Raw genomic sequence first — 17,253 nt, forward strand, 5'->3', positions numbered from 1 at the left:
CAACCTTTTTAATCATGAAAAAGATTTATAAAATAGTTTTAGGAGTTGTAATAGCAATCTTTGTTATTCTTGTAAGTATTCCTTTATTGTTCCAAGACAAGATAATTGGTTTGGTTAAACAGACTGTAAACAATAATGTTAATGCTAAAGTTGATTTTAGTGATGCTAACCTAAGTTTAATTAGAAATTTCCCTAATATTTCGGTTCAACTTTCAAATACAACCGTTATAAATAACAAACCTTTTGAGGGTGATACCTTATTATATGCAAACGATATTCGTTTAAACTTAAGATTAACTGAGCTTTTTAAAAGTAGCACTGATCAACTGAATATAAAATCTTTTTCTATTGATAATGCAAAAGTGAATGTTTTGGTTGATAAAAATGGGAATGCAAATTATGACATCTCTAAACCTAAAGAAGTAACACAAGAAACAACTACAGAAAACACTAGTTCTTCTAATTTTGGACTTTCTATTGATTCTTATAATATTTCAAATGCAACCATTAAGTATACTGATAAAAAAGGAAAAATGCATCTTAGTTTAAATGATTTTAATCATTCTGGAAGTGGTGATTTTTCTCAGTCTAATATGGAATTAGATACCAAAACATCTACTCTAATTTCTTTTGGTATGGATGGTACTTCATATGCTAAAAATCAGAAAATACAATTAGATGCTATTTTGGGAATGGATTTGGTAAATCAGAAATTTTCATTCTTAAAGAATGAAGCAAAACTGAATAACTTACCTTTAATTTTTGATGGATATGTTCAAATAAATAAGAACAATCAAGAAGTTGACATTAACTTTAAAACTCCTTCATCTGATTTTAAAAACTTTTTAGGTCTAATTCCTGAAGTATATACTAAAAATATTGCCAATGTTACCACTTCTGGTAATTTTAGCGTTAACGGAAAAGTTAATGGTGTTATTGATAACTCGAATATTCCTAAATTAGACATTACTCTTTCATCAAAAAATGCATCATTTAAGTATCCAGATTTACCTAAAACTGTAAGAAACATCAATATTGACGCACAAATAAAAAACACTACAGGTAAAACGCAAAATACGTATGTAAACATCGCAGGGTTATCATTTAAAATTGATGAAGACACTTTTTCAGGAAAAGGTAGTGTACATAATTTAACTACAAATCCACTTATAAATGCAACACTAAACGGAACATTAAACTTAGCTAACATAAACAAGGCTTACCCTGTTGATTTAAAAAATGAGCTAAGAGGTATTTTAAAAGCAAACTTACATACCAAATTCGATTTAGATGCAATTCAAAAAAGTAACTTGAACAGAATTAAAAATAATGGACATATTGAAGTAAGTGACTTTGTTTTTTCTTCTAAAGACATTGTTAACCCTATTAATATAAAAAACACCAAAGTCGATTTTACTCCAACGACAATTTCTTTAACGAAGTTTGAAGCAAATACGGGTAAAAGTGATATTAATGCAACTGGTAAAATTCAAAATCTATTAGGCTTTTTACTTTCAAATAAAAAATTACAAGGTGATTTTAACGTGAATTCAAACTCTTTTTACGTTAGTGACTTTATGCAAGAAAACACTACTCCTACAGAAAAGAAAGAAGACACTCCAAAAGAAGAAAAACCAACAGAATCTTTAAAAATCCCTGCTTTTTTAGATTGCAAAATATTTGCTGATGCTAAAACAGTATATTACGATAATTTAAAACTACGAAATGTAAAAGGTACTTTATTATTGAAAGATGAAAAAGCTACTTTACAAAATGTAAATGCAGGCATTTTTAACGGTAAAATAGCCTTAAATGGTGAAGTGAATACACAGAAAAAACAACCAACTTTTGATGTAAAACTAGGAATCAAATCATTTGATATTGCTCAATCATTTAATAGTTTAGATTTACTACAATCGCTAAGTCCAATTGCTGGTGCTATGAATGGTAAATTAAATTCAGACATTAATTTATCTGGAGATTTAAATACTGATTTTACTCCGAATTTAACTTCAATTTCTGGTAAAGCCTTGGCTGAATTGTTAACTACTAAGATTAATCCGGAAAAAACAAAAGCCTTAAGTTTATTAAACGACAAATTATCTTTTATAGATTTAACTAAATTAGACTTAACTGATATTAAAACTCATTTATCATTTAAAAAAGGGCAGGTAGAAGTATCTCCTTTTAAGTTAAAATACAAAGATATTGGTATTAATGTTGGTGGTACTCATAGTTTTGATCAAACGATGAATTATAATGTAACGTTTGATGTTCCTGCAAAATATTTAGGAAGTGATGTTCAAGGCTTATTATCAAAACTTAGTACAAAAGATCAAAATATTACAGTTCCAGTTACAGCAAACCTAACAGGTAGTATGACTAGCCCTACTATAAAAACAGATTTATCTTCTTCTGTTACTAAATTAACTCAGAAATTAGTACAACAACAAAAGGATAATCTTGTTAAGAATACTTTAGGTAATTTATTAGGTAATAAAAAGAAAGATTCAACTAGTAAAACTGACAAAACCGTTAAGAAAGTAACTGATGTTTTAGGTGGCTTATTTGGGAAGAAAAAAAAGAAAAAAGGGGGTAATTAAAAACTCAGGCAACTGTTTTAAAAATATTGGCGTCTATAACTTTAATAATTCTTTGTCAATTATTTAACAGCTTATAAACATAATTAAGAATTTGCAACATATATGTTTGTTTCAAATTCAATTAAACCCAACTATGAAAAAAACAATTACGCTACTGTTTTTAACACTTACTAGTATTACTTTTTCTCAAATTAGAGGAAAAGTAACCAGTAATACTAACAAACCTCTATCTTTTGTTAGTGTCTATCTAGAAAATTCTATTACCGGAACAACTACAAATGATAATGGTGATTATGAATTAGCCATTAGTAAAAAAGGAGAACATACTATTGTTTATCAAATCTTAGGATACAAAACAATTAAAAAGAAAGTTAACATTAGCTCTTTTCCTTATAGTTTAGATGTTCAACTTTCAGAAGAAGAAGTTGCTTTAGATGAAGTATTGGTTTCGTCTAAAGAAAATCCTGCTAATAGAATTATTAGAAACGCCATTGCTAGCAAAAGCAAGAACACAGATAAATTTGGGCAATACAAAGCCGATTTTTATTCTCGTGGGTTATTTAAAGTAAAAAACCTCCCTAAAAAATTCTTAGGTCAAGAAATTGGCGATATGGGTGGTGGCTTAGATTCTACCAGAAGTGGTATAGTTTATTTGTCTGAAACCATTTCTAAAATTTCATTTCAAAAAAAACCTAAAAACTTCAAAGAGCATATTATAGCCTCTAAAGTTTCTGGTAGTGATAATGGAATTAGCTTTAATCAAGCAGAGGAAGTTGATTTTAACTTTTATGAAAACTCATTTAACCTAGCTGATGCTCAAATGGTTTCTCCAATTGCTAATGGTGCTTTTGGTTATTACAACTACAAATTAGCTGGAACTTTTTATGATAAAAATGGTAATTTGATTAGTAAAATTCAATTATTACCCAAAAGAAAAAACGATCGAGTTTTTAGTGGTCATATTTATATTGTTGAGGATGATTGGGCTATTTATGGAGCCGATGTTGTTGTTACTGGTGCACAAGTAAGCATACCAATGATTGATACTTTAAAAATTAAACAAAACTATAATTACTCTAATAAAAATAAAGCTTGGGTTCCAGTAACTCAAACTATAGATTTTAAAGCAGGAATGTTTGGTTTTAATTTTAATGGGCGTTTTTCTGCTGCGTATTCTAATTATAATTTTGAACCTGATTTTTCTAACAAGTATTTTGGAAGTGAAATTTTATCTTTTGCTGAAAATGCTACAGAAAAAGACAGTCTTTACTGGAATAAAATACGTCCTGTAGCCTTAACTAGTGAAGAAACAGCCGACTACAAATTAAAAGATAGTATTAAAACCAAACGAAAATCTAAAAAATATTTAGATTCAGTAGATACTAAACAGAATAAATTTAAAATTTTAAATGTTCTTTCTGGTTATTCATACAATAACACTTATGAAAAATGGGGGCTTAGCTTTTCTTCTCCTATAGAAAATATAAGTTTTAATACTGTTCAAGGATGGAATTCGTCTATCGGTATTAACTATTATAAAACGCTAAATAAAAAAGGTAAAAACTTTGGTGCTGGTGCAAACATCAATTATGGTATCTCTGATAAAAAAATAAGACCTACTGGTTATTTTTATTACAAATGGAACAATACTACTCGACCAATATTAAATATTTCTGGAGGTAGAACAACAGCCCAGTTTAATGCAAAAAGACCTATTTCTAGATTTTGGAACACTATTAGTTCAGTACTTTTTGAAAGAAATTACATGAAAATTTATGAAAAAGATTTTGCTAGGGTTTCTTTTTCACAAGAAGTTGTTAATGGTTTACGCATGTCTACTTCATTAGAATATGCAAACAGAAAGCCATTATTTAACACTACAGATTATGTAATGTTTCCAAAAAGTAATGTAGAATACACGTCTAACAATCCACAAGACCCAACTAATTTTACGTCTTCATTTACGCCACATAAAATATGGTCGTTTACTCTTGGTGCAAATATTCAATTTGGTCAAAAATACTTATCGTATCCTAATGGAAAGTATAATGTAAGTAGTAGAAAATACCCCTCACTATTTATTGGTTACAAAAAGAATTTTGGAGCAGATAATTCTGAATGGAATTCAGATGTTATTTATTCACAATTAAACCAAAGAATTTCTCTAGGAAACTGGGGAGAATTTAAATATAAAGCCAAAGGAGGTATCTTTTTAGAGAAGAAAGACATTCCTTTTATAGATTATGCTCACTTTAACGGAAATCGTTTGTTAGTAGCTCCAAATAGCAATTATTTAAACAATTTCTACATGTTACCATACTATCAATTAAGCACAAACGATAAATATGGTGAATTGCATGGAGAATACAATTTTAAAGGTGCTTTATTAAGTAAAGTTCCTCTTCTTAACAAACTTAATTTTCATTTAGTTACTGGAGCCAAAGGACTGTTTACTGGAGGCAACAAACCATATTCTGAATATTCAGTAGGTTTAGATAATATTGGATTTGGAAAATGGCGTTTTTTACGTGTAGACTTTGCTAGATCTAACTTTAATGGACGTAATGAAAATAGAGTAGTATTCGGAATTAAATTGTAATTTCGTAATATGAATATTAATGTACTACTTTTTGGTATTGCAACTGACTTAATAGGAAGTTCTTCTTTACAGATAGAACTTCCTATTAACTGTTCAGTCTCCACTTTTAAAGAGATTCTTATTAGCAAAAATGAATCATTAAAAGAAATGAGCACTTATGCTGTAGCTATTAATGAAAGCTATGCTTCTAACGAAACAATTATAAAAGAATCTGATATAGTTGCTATTATCCCACCTGTAAGTGGAGGATAGTTTTTAAGAGCTACTCTTTTTTAAGATATTTTCCTACGAAGAAAGTTCCAAAAGGTAAAATTGATAGTAAGCATACTATTCCGAAAGTTTTACCTTTCCAATCTAACTCATATTTTAGCATTATTGCCATGATTATGTATGCTACAAATAGTAGCCCATGAGGCATTCCTAACATTTTTACATATGCAGGATTATCTTGTAAATATTTAATTGGAGTAGCAATAAAAAGTAATAAAATATAAGATACTCCTTCTAATAAACTTACAATTTTAAATATGTTTATCATATTTATTTTTTTAAAAACTTGTTGTTAATGATAAAGAAAAATTACGGCCTGGTGCAGAAACACCAGAAGCAAATTCTTTATAATGAACATCAAATAGATTAGTGATTTGTGTTTGTATTGAAATATTAGTATTCAATTGATATTTTCCAAAAATCCCAACGGTCATCCAAGCTGGAGTTCCATAATATTTATCTGTAGCTAAAGAAGCATTTTCATCAACAATTGGTGTTTGTACATGATTATCGATACCTTCCTCTATATTATAAGTATCAATACCTTTTTTAGCATTGAAAACAAGATTTGCTCCTCCTTCAAAATTAGCTTTTGAATAATTTATCTCAAACCTACCAAACAACGGTGGAATAGATGACAAAGGCATGTTTGTATCATATGTTTCTCCTTTCGTATAGGTTAATGAACCAGAAGTATTCCAATTTTTAAATAATTTACCTTGATAACTTAGTGTAGCTCCAGTAACATAAGCTTGTCCTTTATTTACATTAGCTACAATATTACCATCTTCACCGTCATAAGCTATTGTTTGATTCCCTGGAATTAATTCGAAAGCTTCTCTATATATATAATTATTCAATAAGGTATAATATACATTAGCTCCTATTCTAAACTTTTTATTATTAAAATATTTTTGTGCTCCAATTTCTGCATTGTAAGCATGTTCAGGTCTTAAGTTCACATTAGGCACAGTTACATTTCCATTTTTCTCTCCTACCTTACCTACATCATCAATATTTGGTGATCTAAAACCTGATGATAGTACAGTATTTAATTGCCATGTATTAGTTGGTTTATAAACATATCCTATGGTAGCTGTTAAAGCTGTATTGTTAAGACCAATATCATTATTTGGTAATACTATAAACTCTTCACTATTCCATTTAGCTTGTAACCTTGTATTTGTTAATCGGATCCCTGTATTTAATGTAGAATTCCTTGTTATATCTTGCCTATAATCTACATATACAGCAGAACTAAAATAACTACTTCCTCCATCTGGGTATCTAGACTGTACTGGAAAATTTCCATTAAGGCCTATAACCTTATCGTTATTAACTCTTAAAATTCGTCCATAAGAATTAGATTGTACATCGTTATATGCTACTTCAAATCCATAACCTAAATTTCTTTTTTTAGCTAATGAAACTGAAAAATCTCCATTTAAACTTAGAACATCAACATTTTCTTCTCTGTATGTTCTTTCTAATGTTCCAAACTTTCTTTGAATACGACTTTCTTGAATATTTTGATACGCTAAAGTAATAACACCATTCTCAATCCATTTTTTCTTCGGATTAATTTCTAATTGTGAAGACGCTAAAAACCTATTTTGTGGTCCATAATTCCACTCAGCAAACTTAAGCGTTCCATTTTTTAATTCGGTTAATCTATCAAAACGAGGAACATCTGTAGATGTTGAATATTGAATATTAAATTTTAAATCGGTATTTCTAGATAATGGTACGTAAAACTTTTGTAATACATCTGTTTGACTAAACCCTGTATTTCTTTGAATATTTGGATTTGGGTTAGCAGTTGGATTCTCATTATAATTCCCATTCATATTATCTGAATAGAAAAATACTTTTCCCCAGTCATCAAATCCATGAGAACGATTTTTCCCCATTCTTAAGTCGCCAAATGTACTATGTGTTACACTTGTTAAAGAAGCCCATTTTTTAAATTGTAATTCTACAGAAACGGCATTAGTTACCTCATTATTTACTGAACTATATCTTAAAAAAGCATCTCCTTTAATTTGGCTTTTATCAGAAATTCTTGGTGTTTTGGTATAATAATGAATTACTCCTCCTAAAGCATCAGATCCATATATTACAGATGATGGGCCAAACACTACTTCTGTTTTATCTAACAAATTAGGACTTACTGTAATAGAGTTTTGTAGGTGACCTTTACGATAAATAGCATTATTCATTCGAACCCCATCCACTACAAGTAATACACGATTACTTTCCATTCCCCTTAAAACAGGACTTCCTCCTCCAAATTGTGACTTTTGAACTTTAATTCCCGGCACATTTGCTAATAAATCTGCTGAAGTTTGGGGAGACACTTTTTTAATTTCTTTGGAAGATATTAAAGCTATCTGTTCTGCTATTCTATTAGCCTTTTCTTGTTTTTTAAAAACTGAAACAACTACCTCATCTAATTGTTCAGATTGTTTTGATAAAAAGACTTGATATCCATTTTTTTCTAAATTAGACTTTTTCTCTTTAAACTTAGCATAAACTACATGCGATAAAATCAATATTTCATTTTTCTGAAACTCTGAAATATTTACTTTTCCTTCTACATTAGTTATTCCTGACTTTATTTTATCTTTATTAAATACAGCTACTCCCTCAATTGGTTTACCTGTTTCAGCATCAATTACAGTAAGGTTTTGCGAAAAAACTGATCCTATTATCAGTAAAAAAAATACAGTTATAATTTGCTTCATATATCAACTAAACACCGTTTCTAAAACGTCTAAAGATTTAGGTTTTTTAAAACCTTCCAAATGTAATTCAAAATATTGAATTATTATTCTCAGTATTATTTGTCTTTCGTTTTTATTGTACGAAATTGAATCTATTGCATCAAAATTTATGCCTAAAAGGCTTTTAAAAAGAATTAATTCTTTACCTGTTATTACTAGTTTTTCATAAGTCGTATCTGTAAACCTTCCTTCTAGTAAACTAAAACCTAATTTTTCGATATCAGCTAAGTCTGGATAAAACCCAAGAAACCTTGATAAATTCAGTATAAAAAGCAAATGAAAATTCGCAATATTATCATGAGTATCTAACCAAATAAGCCCCGTTTCTATATACTTATACAAGACCTCATTCTTTTCTTCTTCTTGAATAATGCTAGATAATACCTCTGATAAGAACATTACAATAGTTTGTTTAACAACAGATATATAAATATTTTCATAAGAATAAATAACTCGAGCTTCTCTTATAGAGTTCAATGAACTTTTATTGTTATGATTTGCTGTCAGCTCTAATTGTGTTAATGGTTGAAAATAAGCTGGTTTTAATTTTCCTCTTTTAGAACTTAAAACTCCTCTTATAATGTAAGAGCTTACTCCTTCTTCTAGAGTAAAGCATTTTACAATTAAGCTTGTATCACCATATTTAAGAGCACTTAAAACAATGGCTTTTGTAGTAATCATTGCCATTAATTAACAATTTTTATAATTGATTTTTTAAACCGTCATCAAAGGTATTTAATATTAATTACAAAAATGATACTTTCGTATAAATTTGATTCAACTTCTTATGACTTTTGAAATAGAAAGAAAATTCCTCATAAACTCTGATATTTATAAACAATTAGCGTATAAAAAAAGCTATATAAAACAAGGTTTCCTAAATTCGAAAAAAGAGCGTGTTGTAAGAGTTCGAATTAAAAACGACTCTGGTTTTTTGACTATTAAAGGACCTTCTAATAAAAATGGAACTACTCGATTTGAATGGGAAAAAGAAATTACCAGAACAGAAGCTGAAAACTTATTAGAATTATGTGAAGAAGGTATTATTGAAAAATACCGATACTTAGTAAAGGTAAACCACCATATTTTTGAAGTTGATGAGTTTTTAGGAACTAATGAAGGTTTATTAGTTGCTGAAGTTGAACTTAGTAATGAAAACGAAAGCTTTACCAAACCTGAATGGCTAGGTGAGGAAGTTACAGGAATAGCTAAATACTATAATTCTAATCTCAGTAAAGACCCATTTTGCAACTGGAAATAAATCAATTATTCTAGCCTTTAATTTTTACACGTAAAAAAAAATGGTCAAAAAATGACTAAAGCTTCCTAAAAGCACAAATACATGAAAAATTGCGTGGTTATATTTTATTTTCCCTATCGAATAAAATAGTGCTCCTACTGTGTAAAAGACACCTCCTGCCATTAAATAAAACAATCCTTCTGAGGATAAATTTTCCATTAAAGGTTTAATTAAGAAAACAACTTGCCATCCCATTATTAAATATAACGCTGTAGATAGCTTATCAAACTTACCTGTAAAAAATAACTTTAAAACAACTCCTGTTAAGGCAAACAACCAAACAAAAACAAATAAATACCATCCAGTTTCTTCAGGCAAAACAATCAAACAAAAAGGAGTGTAACTACCTGCTATTAAAACATAAATAGCAGCATGGTCAAAAATATTTAATCTTCTTCTTAGCCTAGGTTCTTTTGTAGCATGATAAAAAGTAGAAGCCGCATATAAAATTATTAAACTTATACCATAAATAATAAAGCTTGACACTTCCCAAAAATTAGTGTATGTAATAGACTTTGAAATTAAAAACGGAAAAACTAGAAAACTTAATAGTAACCCAAATCCATGAGTTAATACATTTAGTTTCTCTTCTTTTTCGCTATAACGGTGATTTAAATTCTCGCTCATTATTTGGTCTATTTGTGTCTTTCATATACAACTCATCATTAATCAGTTCATTGTACATAATATCAAAAGTACTCTTTTTAAGAGTATCCTTATCATCCATTGTAAGTCCTTTTGTATTTATAAACTCACATTGTTTAATTCTAAAAGTCCCAGGAGCTCCTTTGAAAAAATCCCATGAAAATAATCGCTTACAATCTAAATACAATTGAGGTACTATAGGTATTTGATGCTCGATAGCTAAACTAAATGCTCCATTTTTAAATGGTGCTAAAATTATATTCTCAGTAGGCACCATTCCTTCTGGAAAAATTGCAATACTTGTTCCGTTTTTAAGTCTTCTTTTTGCTTGTTCATATACTCGCTTTCTACTCTCTGCATCACTTCTATCAACCATAATTACCACTTTTTTGTAGAAAAACCCAAAGATTGGAATTTTTACTAATTCTTTCTTTCCTACAAATACAATTGGATTTTTACTCATTGCACACATTACCCATCCATCTAATAAAGACGCATGATTTGCGCAAAACATATAGCTTTGATCTCTTTTTATTTCTTCTTTTCTATCAATTTTTAATCGGAAACCCATTCCATAAATCAGAAGAAAAGACCAAGCTCTAATTAGTTTCCAAAATACTGGGTAATATTTTTCACTAGAAGTTAATATGAGTAAAAAAGGCGACATTACTACTACTGAAACTAAAATCAACACATAAAACCATAAGCGCCAAATCAATCGAAAAGGAAATAGTAAATATTTAATCATAACTGCGAATGTAGTAATTTCTTTTGTTTGATGATTTTTAACCTTATTTTTGCTAGCATTATTTAATAATTACACAAAACATTTCAAGAAGAAATATGTCAAGAGTTTTAACTGGAGTACAAAGTACAGGAACCCCACATTTAGGGAATTTATTAGGAGCTATTTTACCTGCCATTGAAATGGCTAACGATCCTAAAAATGAATCGTTTTTATTTATTGCCGATATGCATTCTTTAACACAAATTAAAGATGGTGAGCAATTACGTGAAAACACCTATAGTACTGCTGCTACTTGGCTTGCTTGTGGAATTGATATTTCTAAAACTGTTTTTTATCGTCAAAGTGATATTCCTGAGGTTACCGAATTAACTTGGTATTTAAGTTGTTATTTTCCATATCAACGTTTAACCTTAGCACACAGTTTTAAAGATAAAGCTGACAGATTATCGGATGTAAACGCTGGATTATTTACTTACCCAATGTTAATGGCTGCCGACATTTTATTATACGATGCTGAAGTTGTTCCTGTTGGTAAAGATCAATTACAGCATTTAGAAATGACACGTGATGTAGCTAGTAGACTAAATAATATTATTGGTGATACTTTGGTTTTACCTCAAGCTAAAATTAATGAGAACACTAAACTAGTTCCTGGTACCGATGGTGAAAAAATGAGTAAATCTAGAGATAACTTTATCGATATCTTTTTACCTGAAAAGAAGTTACGTAAACAAATTATGGGTATTAAAACTGATAGTTTAGCTCTTGAAGACCCTAAAGATCCTGATACTGATAATGTTTTTGCCTTATATAAATTATTAGCTTCAGATGAGCAAATTGCTGAAATGCGTGCTAACTACGAAGGAGGAAACTACGGATATGGTCATGCAAAACAGGCTTTGTATGAGTTAATTCTTGAAAAGTTCTCAGATGTTCGTGCGAAGTATTACCACTACATGGAAAATCGTAACGAAATTGATGAAGCTTTAGCCATTGGTACTGAAAAAGCTCGTGCAATTGCAAAAGATGTTTTAAAGAGAGTACGTGATAAAGTAGGTTACTAAAAAACTAACTATGAAATCTCTTTTTACTTTTAGTAGTATACTTTTATTACTTTCATGCGCGCAACCAAAGGAAAAAACTTTTGTTACAGAAGCTTCTTGCGGACAATGTCAGTTTGAGCTAAAAACCCAACGTGGATGTGATTTAGCCATAAAAATTGATGATAAAGCTTATTTTGTTGAAGGGGCTCATATTGATGATTATGGCGATGCACATGACGAAAATATTGGTTTTTGTAATGCAATTAGAAAAGTAGAAGTTACTGGTAAATTAGAAAACGAAAAATTTAAAGTTAGTACTTTTAAAGTAGTAGAATAACTTTATATAATATCATAAAAACAAAAACCGAAGTTAATTACTTCGGTTTTTTACTTTCTATATATTTCAAGGCTTCATTAACATTTTCCTGAGACAATTGAGGAAAACTAGGACTATGCTGATTTGATTTCAAATATTTAAATAAACTAATTGAATCAATTTCAACTTTCTTAAGTGAAGGTCCAGAAACAAGTTTATCTAACTTATGGCAACTAGCACATAACATTTTAAAAAGTTTCTTTCCTTCTTTAAACTCCTCATCAACATTTACAGTACCACAAAAAAACTGGTTTCTTTTTTCTTCTGAATTACTTTCAAAAAAATCAAAAGAAAGTAATATTATTAAAATAATAGCAAGAAATACTACAGTGTAAGAAGCCAGTATTTTATTTTTAATATTCATTAAGGTGCTGGATTCGGAATAACCGCGTGTACCGCTTCAATTTCTCCTAAAATTTCTTTGCTTAAATCAATATTAATAGAATTAATGTTTTCTTTTAATTGGCTCATTTTTGTTGCACCAATAATATTACTTGTTACAAATGGTAACTGATTGATATATGCCAATGATAATTCAGAAAGTGTTAATCCATGTTTTACAGCTATTTTCTGATATTCTTCCACTGCTTTTAAAGAACCTTCAGACATATATCTTGCTATAAATCTTGGAAACAAAGTTCCTCTTGCTCCTTCTGGTGTTTGTCCGTTTAAATATTTACCAGATAACACTCCTTGTGCTAATGGTGAATACGCTAACAATCCTATATTTTCTCTCATAGATACTTCAGACATTCCATACTCATAACCTCTGTGGATTAATGAATATGAATTTTGAATTGTAACCATTCTTGGCAATCCTTTTTCTTCTGCAGTTTGCAAATACTTCATGGTTCCCCAAGGCGTCTCATTTGACAACCCAACTTGCTTAATTTTACCTTCTTTTACTAGGTCATTTAAGGTTTCTAAAATCTCTAAGTGATTTTCTGCTTCTTTGGTTGAAGTTTCATAAGGATAATCGCGAACACCAAAACAATTTACACCTCTATCTGGCCAGTGTAATTGGTATAAGTCTATATAATCCGTTTGTAGCCTTTTTAAGCTCCCTTCTACAGCTTCTTTTATATTCTCTCTTCCAAATCTTCCTTCACGAATATGAGCCGTATAAGCACCGCTTCCTGCTATTTTTGAAGCCAATACTACTTTGTCTCTGTTTCCTGTTTTTTTAAACCAAGACCCAATAATTTTTTCAGTAGCTCCATAAGTTTCAGGAGTAGCTGGAACTGAATATAATTCAGCAGTATCAAAAAAGTTTACTCCTTGTTCTAAGGCATAATCCATTTGTTCGTGTCCATCAGCCTCTGTATTCTGATTTCCCCAAGTCATTGTTCCTAAACATATTTTAGAAACTTTTATATCTGTATTTGGTAATGTAGTATACTTCATAAGTTAATTCTCAAATATTATCCTTGTAAAAATACAAGGTTTTTATAATCTTTTCTTCTTAAAATTAACACAAAAAAATCCCGCTAATTGCGGGATTCTTATTTAATTATCTGACTAAATATTCAGTTAATGTTCTTTTTTTAAGTTTTTTAATCAATGCAAACACTGCTATTGAAAGAATTATTAAATACCCTAAAATTACTTTAACAGTACCAAATTGAGCTAACCCTAAAATAAGACCTCCCAAACCTTGTCTTCCTCTTACTTCATATTCGTAGCCTTTTTCTATTTCTCCTGCTAAAAAAAATATCCATAAAAATATCGCTGTTGAAAACAATATGGCAAAAGCTTGTGGTTTTATAAATTTCATAAAAGAAGGTTTTTCTTTGAAATAATTAAACCTAAACAAACTCTCTTTCAAATAAAGAAAAATTTCTCTTTTTATTTTTTCATCATTTATAATTATTTCTTCTTCAGAACTACCTCCATAAAAAACTTTCATTTTGTTGTCTTCTTCTGGGTTTTCAATACTTTTTATATATGAAAAAGGGATATTAAAAATATCTTCTGGTATTATCGATTTTTCAAAACCTGTAACTAACTCAGATTTTATATATTTATTTGTTTTACCTATATAAATAGATTCATTTGTAACAACTATAAAATTGTTATCATTACCAAACCAATATTTCATCTAATTTTCTTTTTCTTTAGCTATTTATTATTTCAAAACAGCTTCGATTCCTGGCAAAGTTTGTCCTTCTAACATTTCTAACATAGCTCCTCCTCCTGTAGACACATAACTTACCTTATCTCCAAAACCGAACTGCTTAACTGCTGCTACCGAGTCTCCTCCTCCTACTAAAGAGAATGCACCTTTTGCTGTTGCTTCTGCAATTGCATTTCCAAGTGCTACTGTACCTGTAGCAAATTTTTCCATTTCAAAAACTCCTAATGGTCCGTTCCATAAAATAGTTTTTGATTTTGCTATTACTTCTGCAAATTTTTCTGATGTTTTTGGTCCACAATCTAATCCCATCCATCCTTCAGGAATTTTAGTTGTATCTACTTCTTGAGTATTGGTATCATTTGAGAATGCATCTGCAATTACTGCATCTACTGGTAAATGTATTTCTGTATTATTAGCTTTCGCTTTTTCTAATATTTCTAAAGCTAAATCTAACTTATCGTCTTCTACTAACGAGTTTCCGATAGTTCCTCCTAAAGCTTTAATAAAAGTGAATGTCATTCCTCCACCTACAATAATGTGGTCTACCTTTTCAATAATATTTTCAATCACACCTATTTTAGACGATACTTTAGCTCCCCCTAAAATTGCTGTTACTGGTTTTTCTGAATTGTTTAAAACCTTATCAATACTTTCAATTTCTGTAGCTAATAAATTTCCAAAACATTTATTCTCTGGAAAAAACTGTGCTATTACTGCTGTAGATGCATGTGCTCTGTGTGCAGTTCCAAAAGCATCGTTTACATATACATCTCCTAATTTAGATAATTGCTTAGCAAAAGCAACATCTCCTGCTTTTTCCTCTGAATAAAAACGTAAATTTTCTAATAATAAAATCTCCCCGTTTTTTAAATCAGTAACAGCAACCGATACTTTATCACCAACACAATCGTCAACAAACTTAACTTGTACTCCTATTACTTCGGTTACTTTGTCTACAATATGACGTAATGAAAATTTATCTTCCTTTCCTTTTGGTCTTCCTAAATGTGACATTAACACACAGCTTCCTCCATCTTCTAAAATCTTTATAATCGTTTTCTTAGCTGCTTGTATTCTGGTATCATCAGTTACTTCAAAATTATCATTTAAAGGAACATTAAAATCTACACGTATTAATGCTTTTTTATTTTCGAAATTAAAATCGTTAAGTGTTTTCATTACTTAAATTTAGTTGATTGTTATTTTTAAAAATTGTCTTTTCTTTCTTCTTTCACCGTATAAAATTAACTCATTATTTGAAACTTGTTCTATATATCGGCAATTAAAAGGAGCTACTTCTTCTTTATTAGCTAATAAAGTTTTATAAATAAAGTTTCCATCGGTGTCAAATTTAACAATATATAAATTGGTATTATTCCTTGTTGCCTTCCATAAAAAGCTTTCTCTAAATTTTATTCTACCTCCTGATAACTCTCCCATTTTCTTATGAGCGTTTAAAATAAGATACTCATTATTATTATATTGTGCTGTACCAAAAGACATTAATGGGTTTGAAAAATATCCTGATGTTTGTGCTTTATTGATATTTCTTGCCCATAACAGGTTTCCTTCATCACTTAATTTCAATGTAATTATATCGTCAAAATTATATGATATCCTTGTATACCCTCCAAACTGATTATGAACATACGTTGTTGTTATAAAAAATTCTTCTGCAGTAATAATCATTCCTCCTCCATCTGGATAAGAAACGCTTTTAAACCTAATATTACTCAACTCTTTATCTTTCGACTTCCCATATTTATCCATTAAAAACTGCTCAGTAAATGGAGAAAATTTAGAGTTTTCTATATTCAGGTTTTCTGGATTGATAATAAAAGAACATACTCCCTTAAACCTAAACTCATTTCTATCTGAATAAAAACCTATACAACTTAGTTTATTTTCTGGTGTAAAATCTAATTCCAAAGTTGCCACAAAATGATCTTCTACAGACAATTTTGTTGAAATTACATTGTTTTCTGTGATTTTAAATAACTCATAATGATAATTCCCCCCCTTTTTCTTTTTCTTCTTTTTAGGATACACTTTCCCTAAAACAGATACTTCTCCTTCATCCGATACTTTTACATCTTGAAGTTTAAATTGCTTGTCTTTGTATGGTAACTCAAACTCCTTCTCCCAAAGTTGATTAAAATCTTCATCAAAAACTAAGATACTATGATGTTCATTTTTTTTATCTGAAGAATCTATATTAAACACATTATATTTCCCTGATTTTGAAAAAGATAAATTACCTTCAAAATCCCTATCTATTTTAGATCCTGAAAAAATAGATGCAAAAAATGATGGATACCTATCTGTAGTAACTTCGAAAATTTTTCTTTTGGTAAAATTAAGTTCTTCTTTTACTGAGGTATATAAAAAAGCTTCTATCTTTTTTTCTTTCTTATTTCTATAATACTCAATAAAGCCTAGAATATCTCCATTTAAAAAACTTGCTGATACTCCTCGTCTTTTTTCTATTTTATGTTCAAATGATTTTATCTTTTTAAAATCATTATCAAAAACATCTATATAAAAGTACTTTTCATTTTCTGAAGTTTTAAGTACATATAACTTATTAGACTCGTCTTTAAAAATAGTTCTTAAAACATTTGATTGTTTTTCTTTTTGAACGTCACTTTTAAACAAAGTAACATCTATTGGGGTTTCTTGTGCCTTTATTTTTAAGGCAATAAGAATAAATAATACTAAAAAAAGTGTTTTTTTCATTGCAATTATGTTTTGA

General features: G+C 29.3%; 16 protein-coding genes. 6 read left to right on the top strand and 10 right to left on the bottom strand.

What is annotated here, in order from left to right:
- Window positions 1-14: 14 nt before the first annotated feature.
- From ACOQN8_RS05030 to ACOQN8_RS05040, 3 genes are all read left to right on the top strand, one after another.
- Window positions 15-2,603 carry an AsmA family protein gene (locus tag ACOQN8_RS05030; RefSeq protein ID WP_420551854.1) on the top strand — a complete coding sequence of 863 codons (2,589 nt, stop codon included), beginning with the start codon at window positions 15-17 and terminating at the stop codon, window positions 2,601-2,603.
- A 133-nt stretch (window positions 2,604-2,736) separates the two neighbouring features.
- The gene (locus ACOQN8_RS05035; RefSeq protein WP_420551855.1) at window positions 2,737-5,202 is read left to right on the top strand and encodes a DUF5686 and carboxypeptidase regulatory-like domain-containing protein; all 2,466 of its coding nucleotides are present in this window, start codon (window positions 2,737-2,739) and stop codon (window positions 5,200-5,202) included.
- A gap of 9 nt (window positions 5,203-5,211) precedes the next feature.
- Window positions 5,212-5,454: a MoaD/ThiS family protein gene (locus tag ACOQN8_RS05040; RefSeq protein ID WP_420551856.1), complete on the top strand. Its 243-nt coding sequence runs from the start codon at window positions 5,212-5,214 to the stop codon at window positions 5,452-5,454.
- A 10-nt stretch (window positions 5,455-5,464) separates the two neighbouring features.
- On the opposite strand, the gene ACOQN8_RS05045 is transcribed toward ACOQN8_RS05040, so the two are convergent.
- Genes ACOQN8_RS05045 through recO form a run of 3 tightly spaced genes read right to left on the bottom strand, consistent with a single transcriptional unit; the run spans window position 5,465 to window position 8,942 of the window.
- Window positions 5,465-5,740 carry a DUF3817 domain-containing protein gene (locus tag ACOQN8_RS05045; protein ID WP_150898284.1) on the bottom strand — a complete coding sequence of 92 codons (276 nt, stop codon included), beginning with the start codon at window positions 5,738-5,740 and terminating at the stop codon, window positions 5,465-5,467.
- Between the two features lie 10 nt (window positions 5,741-5,750).
- Window positions 5,751-8,216 (bottom strand): TonB-dependent receptor, encoded by a 2,466-nt coding sequence (locus tag ACOQN8_RS05050; protein WP_420551857.1) that lies wholly within the window; start codon window positions 8,214-8,216, stop codon window positions 5,751-5,753.
- A gap of 3 nt (window positions 8,217-8,219) precedes the next feature.
- Window positions 8,220-8,942, bottom strand: a complete 723-nt coding sequence (gene recO / locus ACOQN8_RS05055; protein WP_420551858.1) for a DNA repair protein RecO — start codon at window positions 8,940-8,942, stop codon at window positions 8,220-8,222.
- 100 nt (window positions 8,943-9,042) lie between these two features.
- On the opposite strand from recO, the gene ACOQN8_RS05060 reads away from it, so the two are divergent.
- Window positions 9,043-9,516, top strand: coding sequence for a CYTH domain-containing protein (locus ACOQN8_RS05060; RefSeq protein WP_420551859.1), 474 nt, complete (start codon window positions 9,043-9,045; stop codon window positions 9,514-9,516).
- Window positions 9,517-9,540: 24 nt separating this feature from the next.
- Here ACOQN8_RS05060 and trhA read toward each other — a convergent pair whose 3' ends face one another.
- Window positions 9,541-10,182, bottom strand: a complete 642-nt coding sequence (gene trhA, locus ACOQN8_RS05065) for a PAQR family membrane homeostasis protein TrhA (protein ID WP_420551860.1) — start codon at window positions 10,180-10,182, stop codon at window positions 9,541-9,543.
- A complete protein-coding gene (locus ACOQN8_RS05070; protein ID WP_420551861.1) occupies window positions 10,154-10,948 on the bottom strand; it encodes a lysophospholipid acyltransferase family protein in 795 nt (264 codons plus the stop codon). The genes trhA and ACOQN8_RS05070 overlap by 29 nt, the downstream gene beginning before the upstream one ends.
- A 95-nt stretch (window positions 10,949-11,043) precedes the next feature.
- Here ACOQN8_RS05070 and trpS point away from each other — a divergent pair, with 95 nt between their 5' ends.
- Both trpS and ACOQN8_RS05080 read left to right on the top strand, forming a co-directional pair.
- Complete coding sequence (gene trpS / locus ACOQN8_RS05075; RefSeq protein ID WP_420551862.1) at window positions 11,044-12,012, top strand: tryptophan--tRNA ligase; 969 nt, start codon at window positions 11,044-11,046, stop codon at window positions 12,010-12,012.
- A 10-nt stretch (window positions 12,013-12,022) separates the two neighbouring features.
- Complete coding sequence (locus ACOQN8_RS05080) at window positions 12,023-12,328, top strand: DUF6370 family protein (RefSeq protein ID WP_420551863.1); 306 nt, start codon at window positions 12,023-12,025, stop codon at window positions 12,326-12,328.
- 37 nt (window positions 12,329-12,365) lie between these two features.
- On the opposite strand, the gene ACOQN8_RS05085 is transcribed toward ACOQN8_RS05080, so the two are convergent.
- The 5 genes from ACOQN8_RS05085 to ACOQN8_RS05105 form a co-directional block, all read right to left on the bottom strand.
- Window positions 12,366-12,731 (bottom strand): c-type cytochrome, encoded by a 366-nt coding sequence (locus ACOQN8_RS05085; RefSeq protein ID WP_420551864.1) that lies wholly within the window; start codon window positions 12,729-12,731, stop codon window positions 12,366-12,368.
- Entirely contained in the window at window positions 12,731-13,771 is a 1,041-nt protein-coding gene (locus tag ACOQN8_RS05090) for an NADP(H)-dependent aldo-keto reductase (protein ID WP_150898276.1), read from the bottom strand. Before ACOQN8_RS05090 ends, ACOQN8_RS05085 begins: the two co-directional genes overlap by 1 nt.
- Window positions 13,772-13,877: 106 nt before the next feature.
- Window positions 13,878-14,465: a hypothetical protein gene (locus tag ACOQN8_RS05095; protein ID WP_420551865.1), complete on the bottom strand. Its 588-nt coding sequence runs from the start codon at window positions 14,463-14,465 to the stop codon at window positions 13,878-13,880.
- 27 nt (window positions 14,466-14,492) lie between these two features.
- Entirely contained in the window at window positions 14,493-15,680 is a 1,188-nt protein-coding gene (locus ACOQN8_RS05100; protein ID WP_420551866.1) for a phosphoglycerate kinase, read from the bottom strand.
- 9 nt (window positions 15,681-15,689) lie between these two features.
- Window positions 15,690-17,237 carry a hypothetical protein gene (locus tag ACOQN8_RS05105; protein ID WP_420551867.1) on the bottom strand — a complete coding sequence of 516 codons (1,548 nt, stop codon included), beginning with the start codon at window positions 17,235-17,237 and terminating at the stop codon, window positions 15,690-15,692.
- Between the last annotated feature and the right edge of the window lie 16 nt (window positions 17,238-17,253).

Source organism: Tenacibaculum aiptasiae (assembly GCF_965221665.1).
GTDB lineage: Bacteria > Bacteroidota > Bacteroidia > Flavobacteriales > Flavobacteriaceae > Polaribacter > Polaribacter aiptasiae.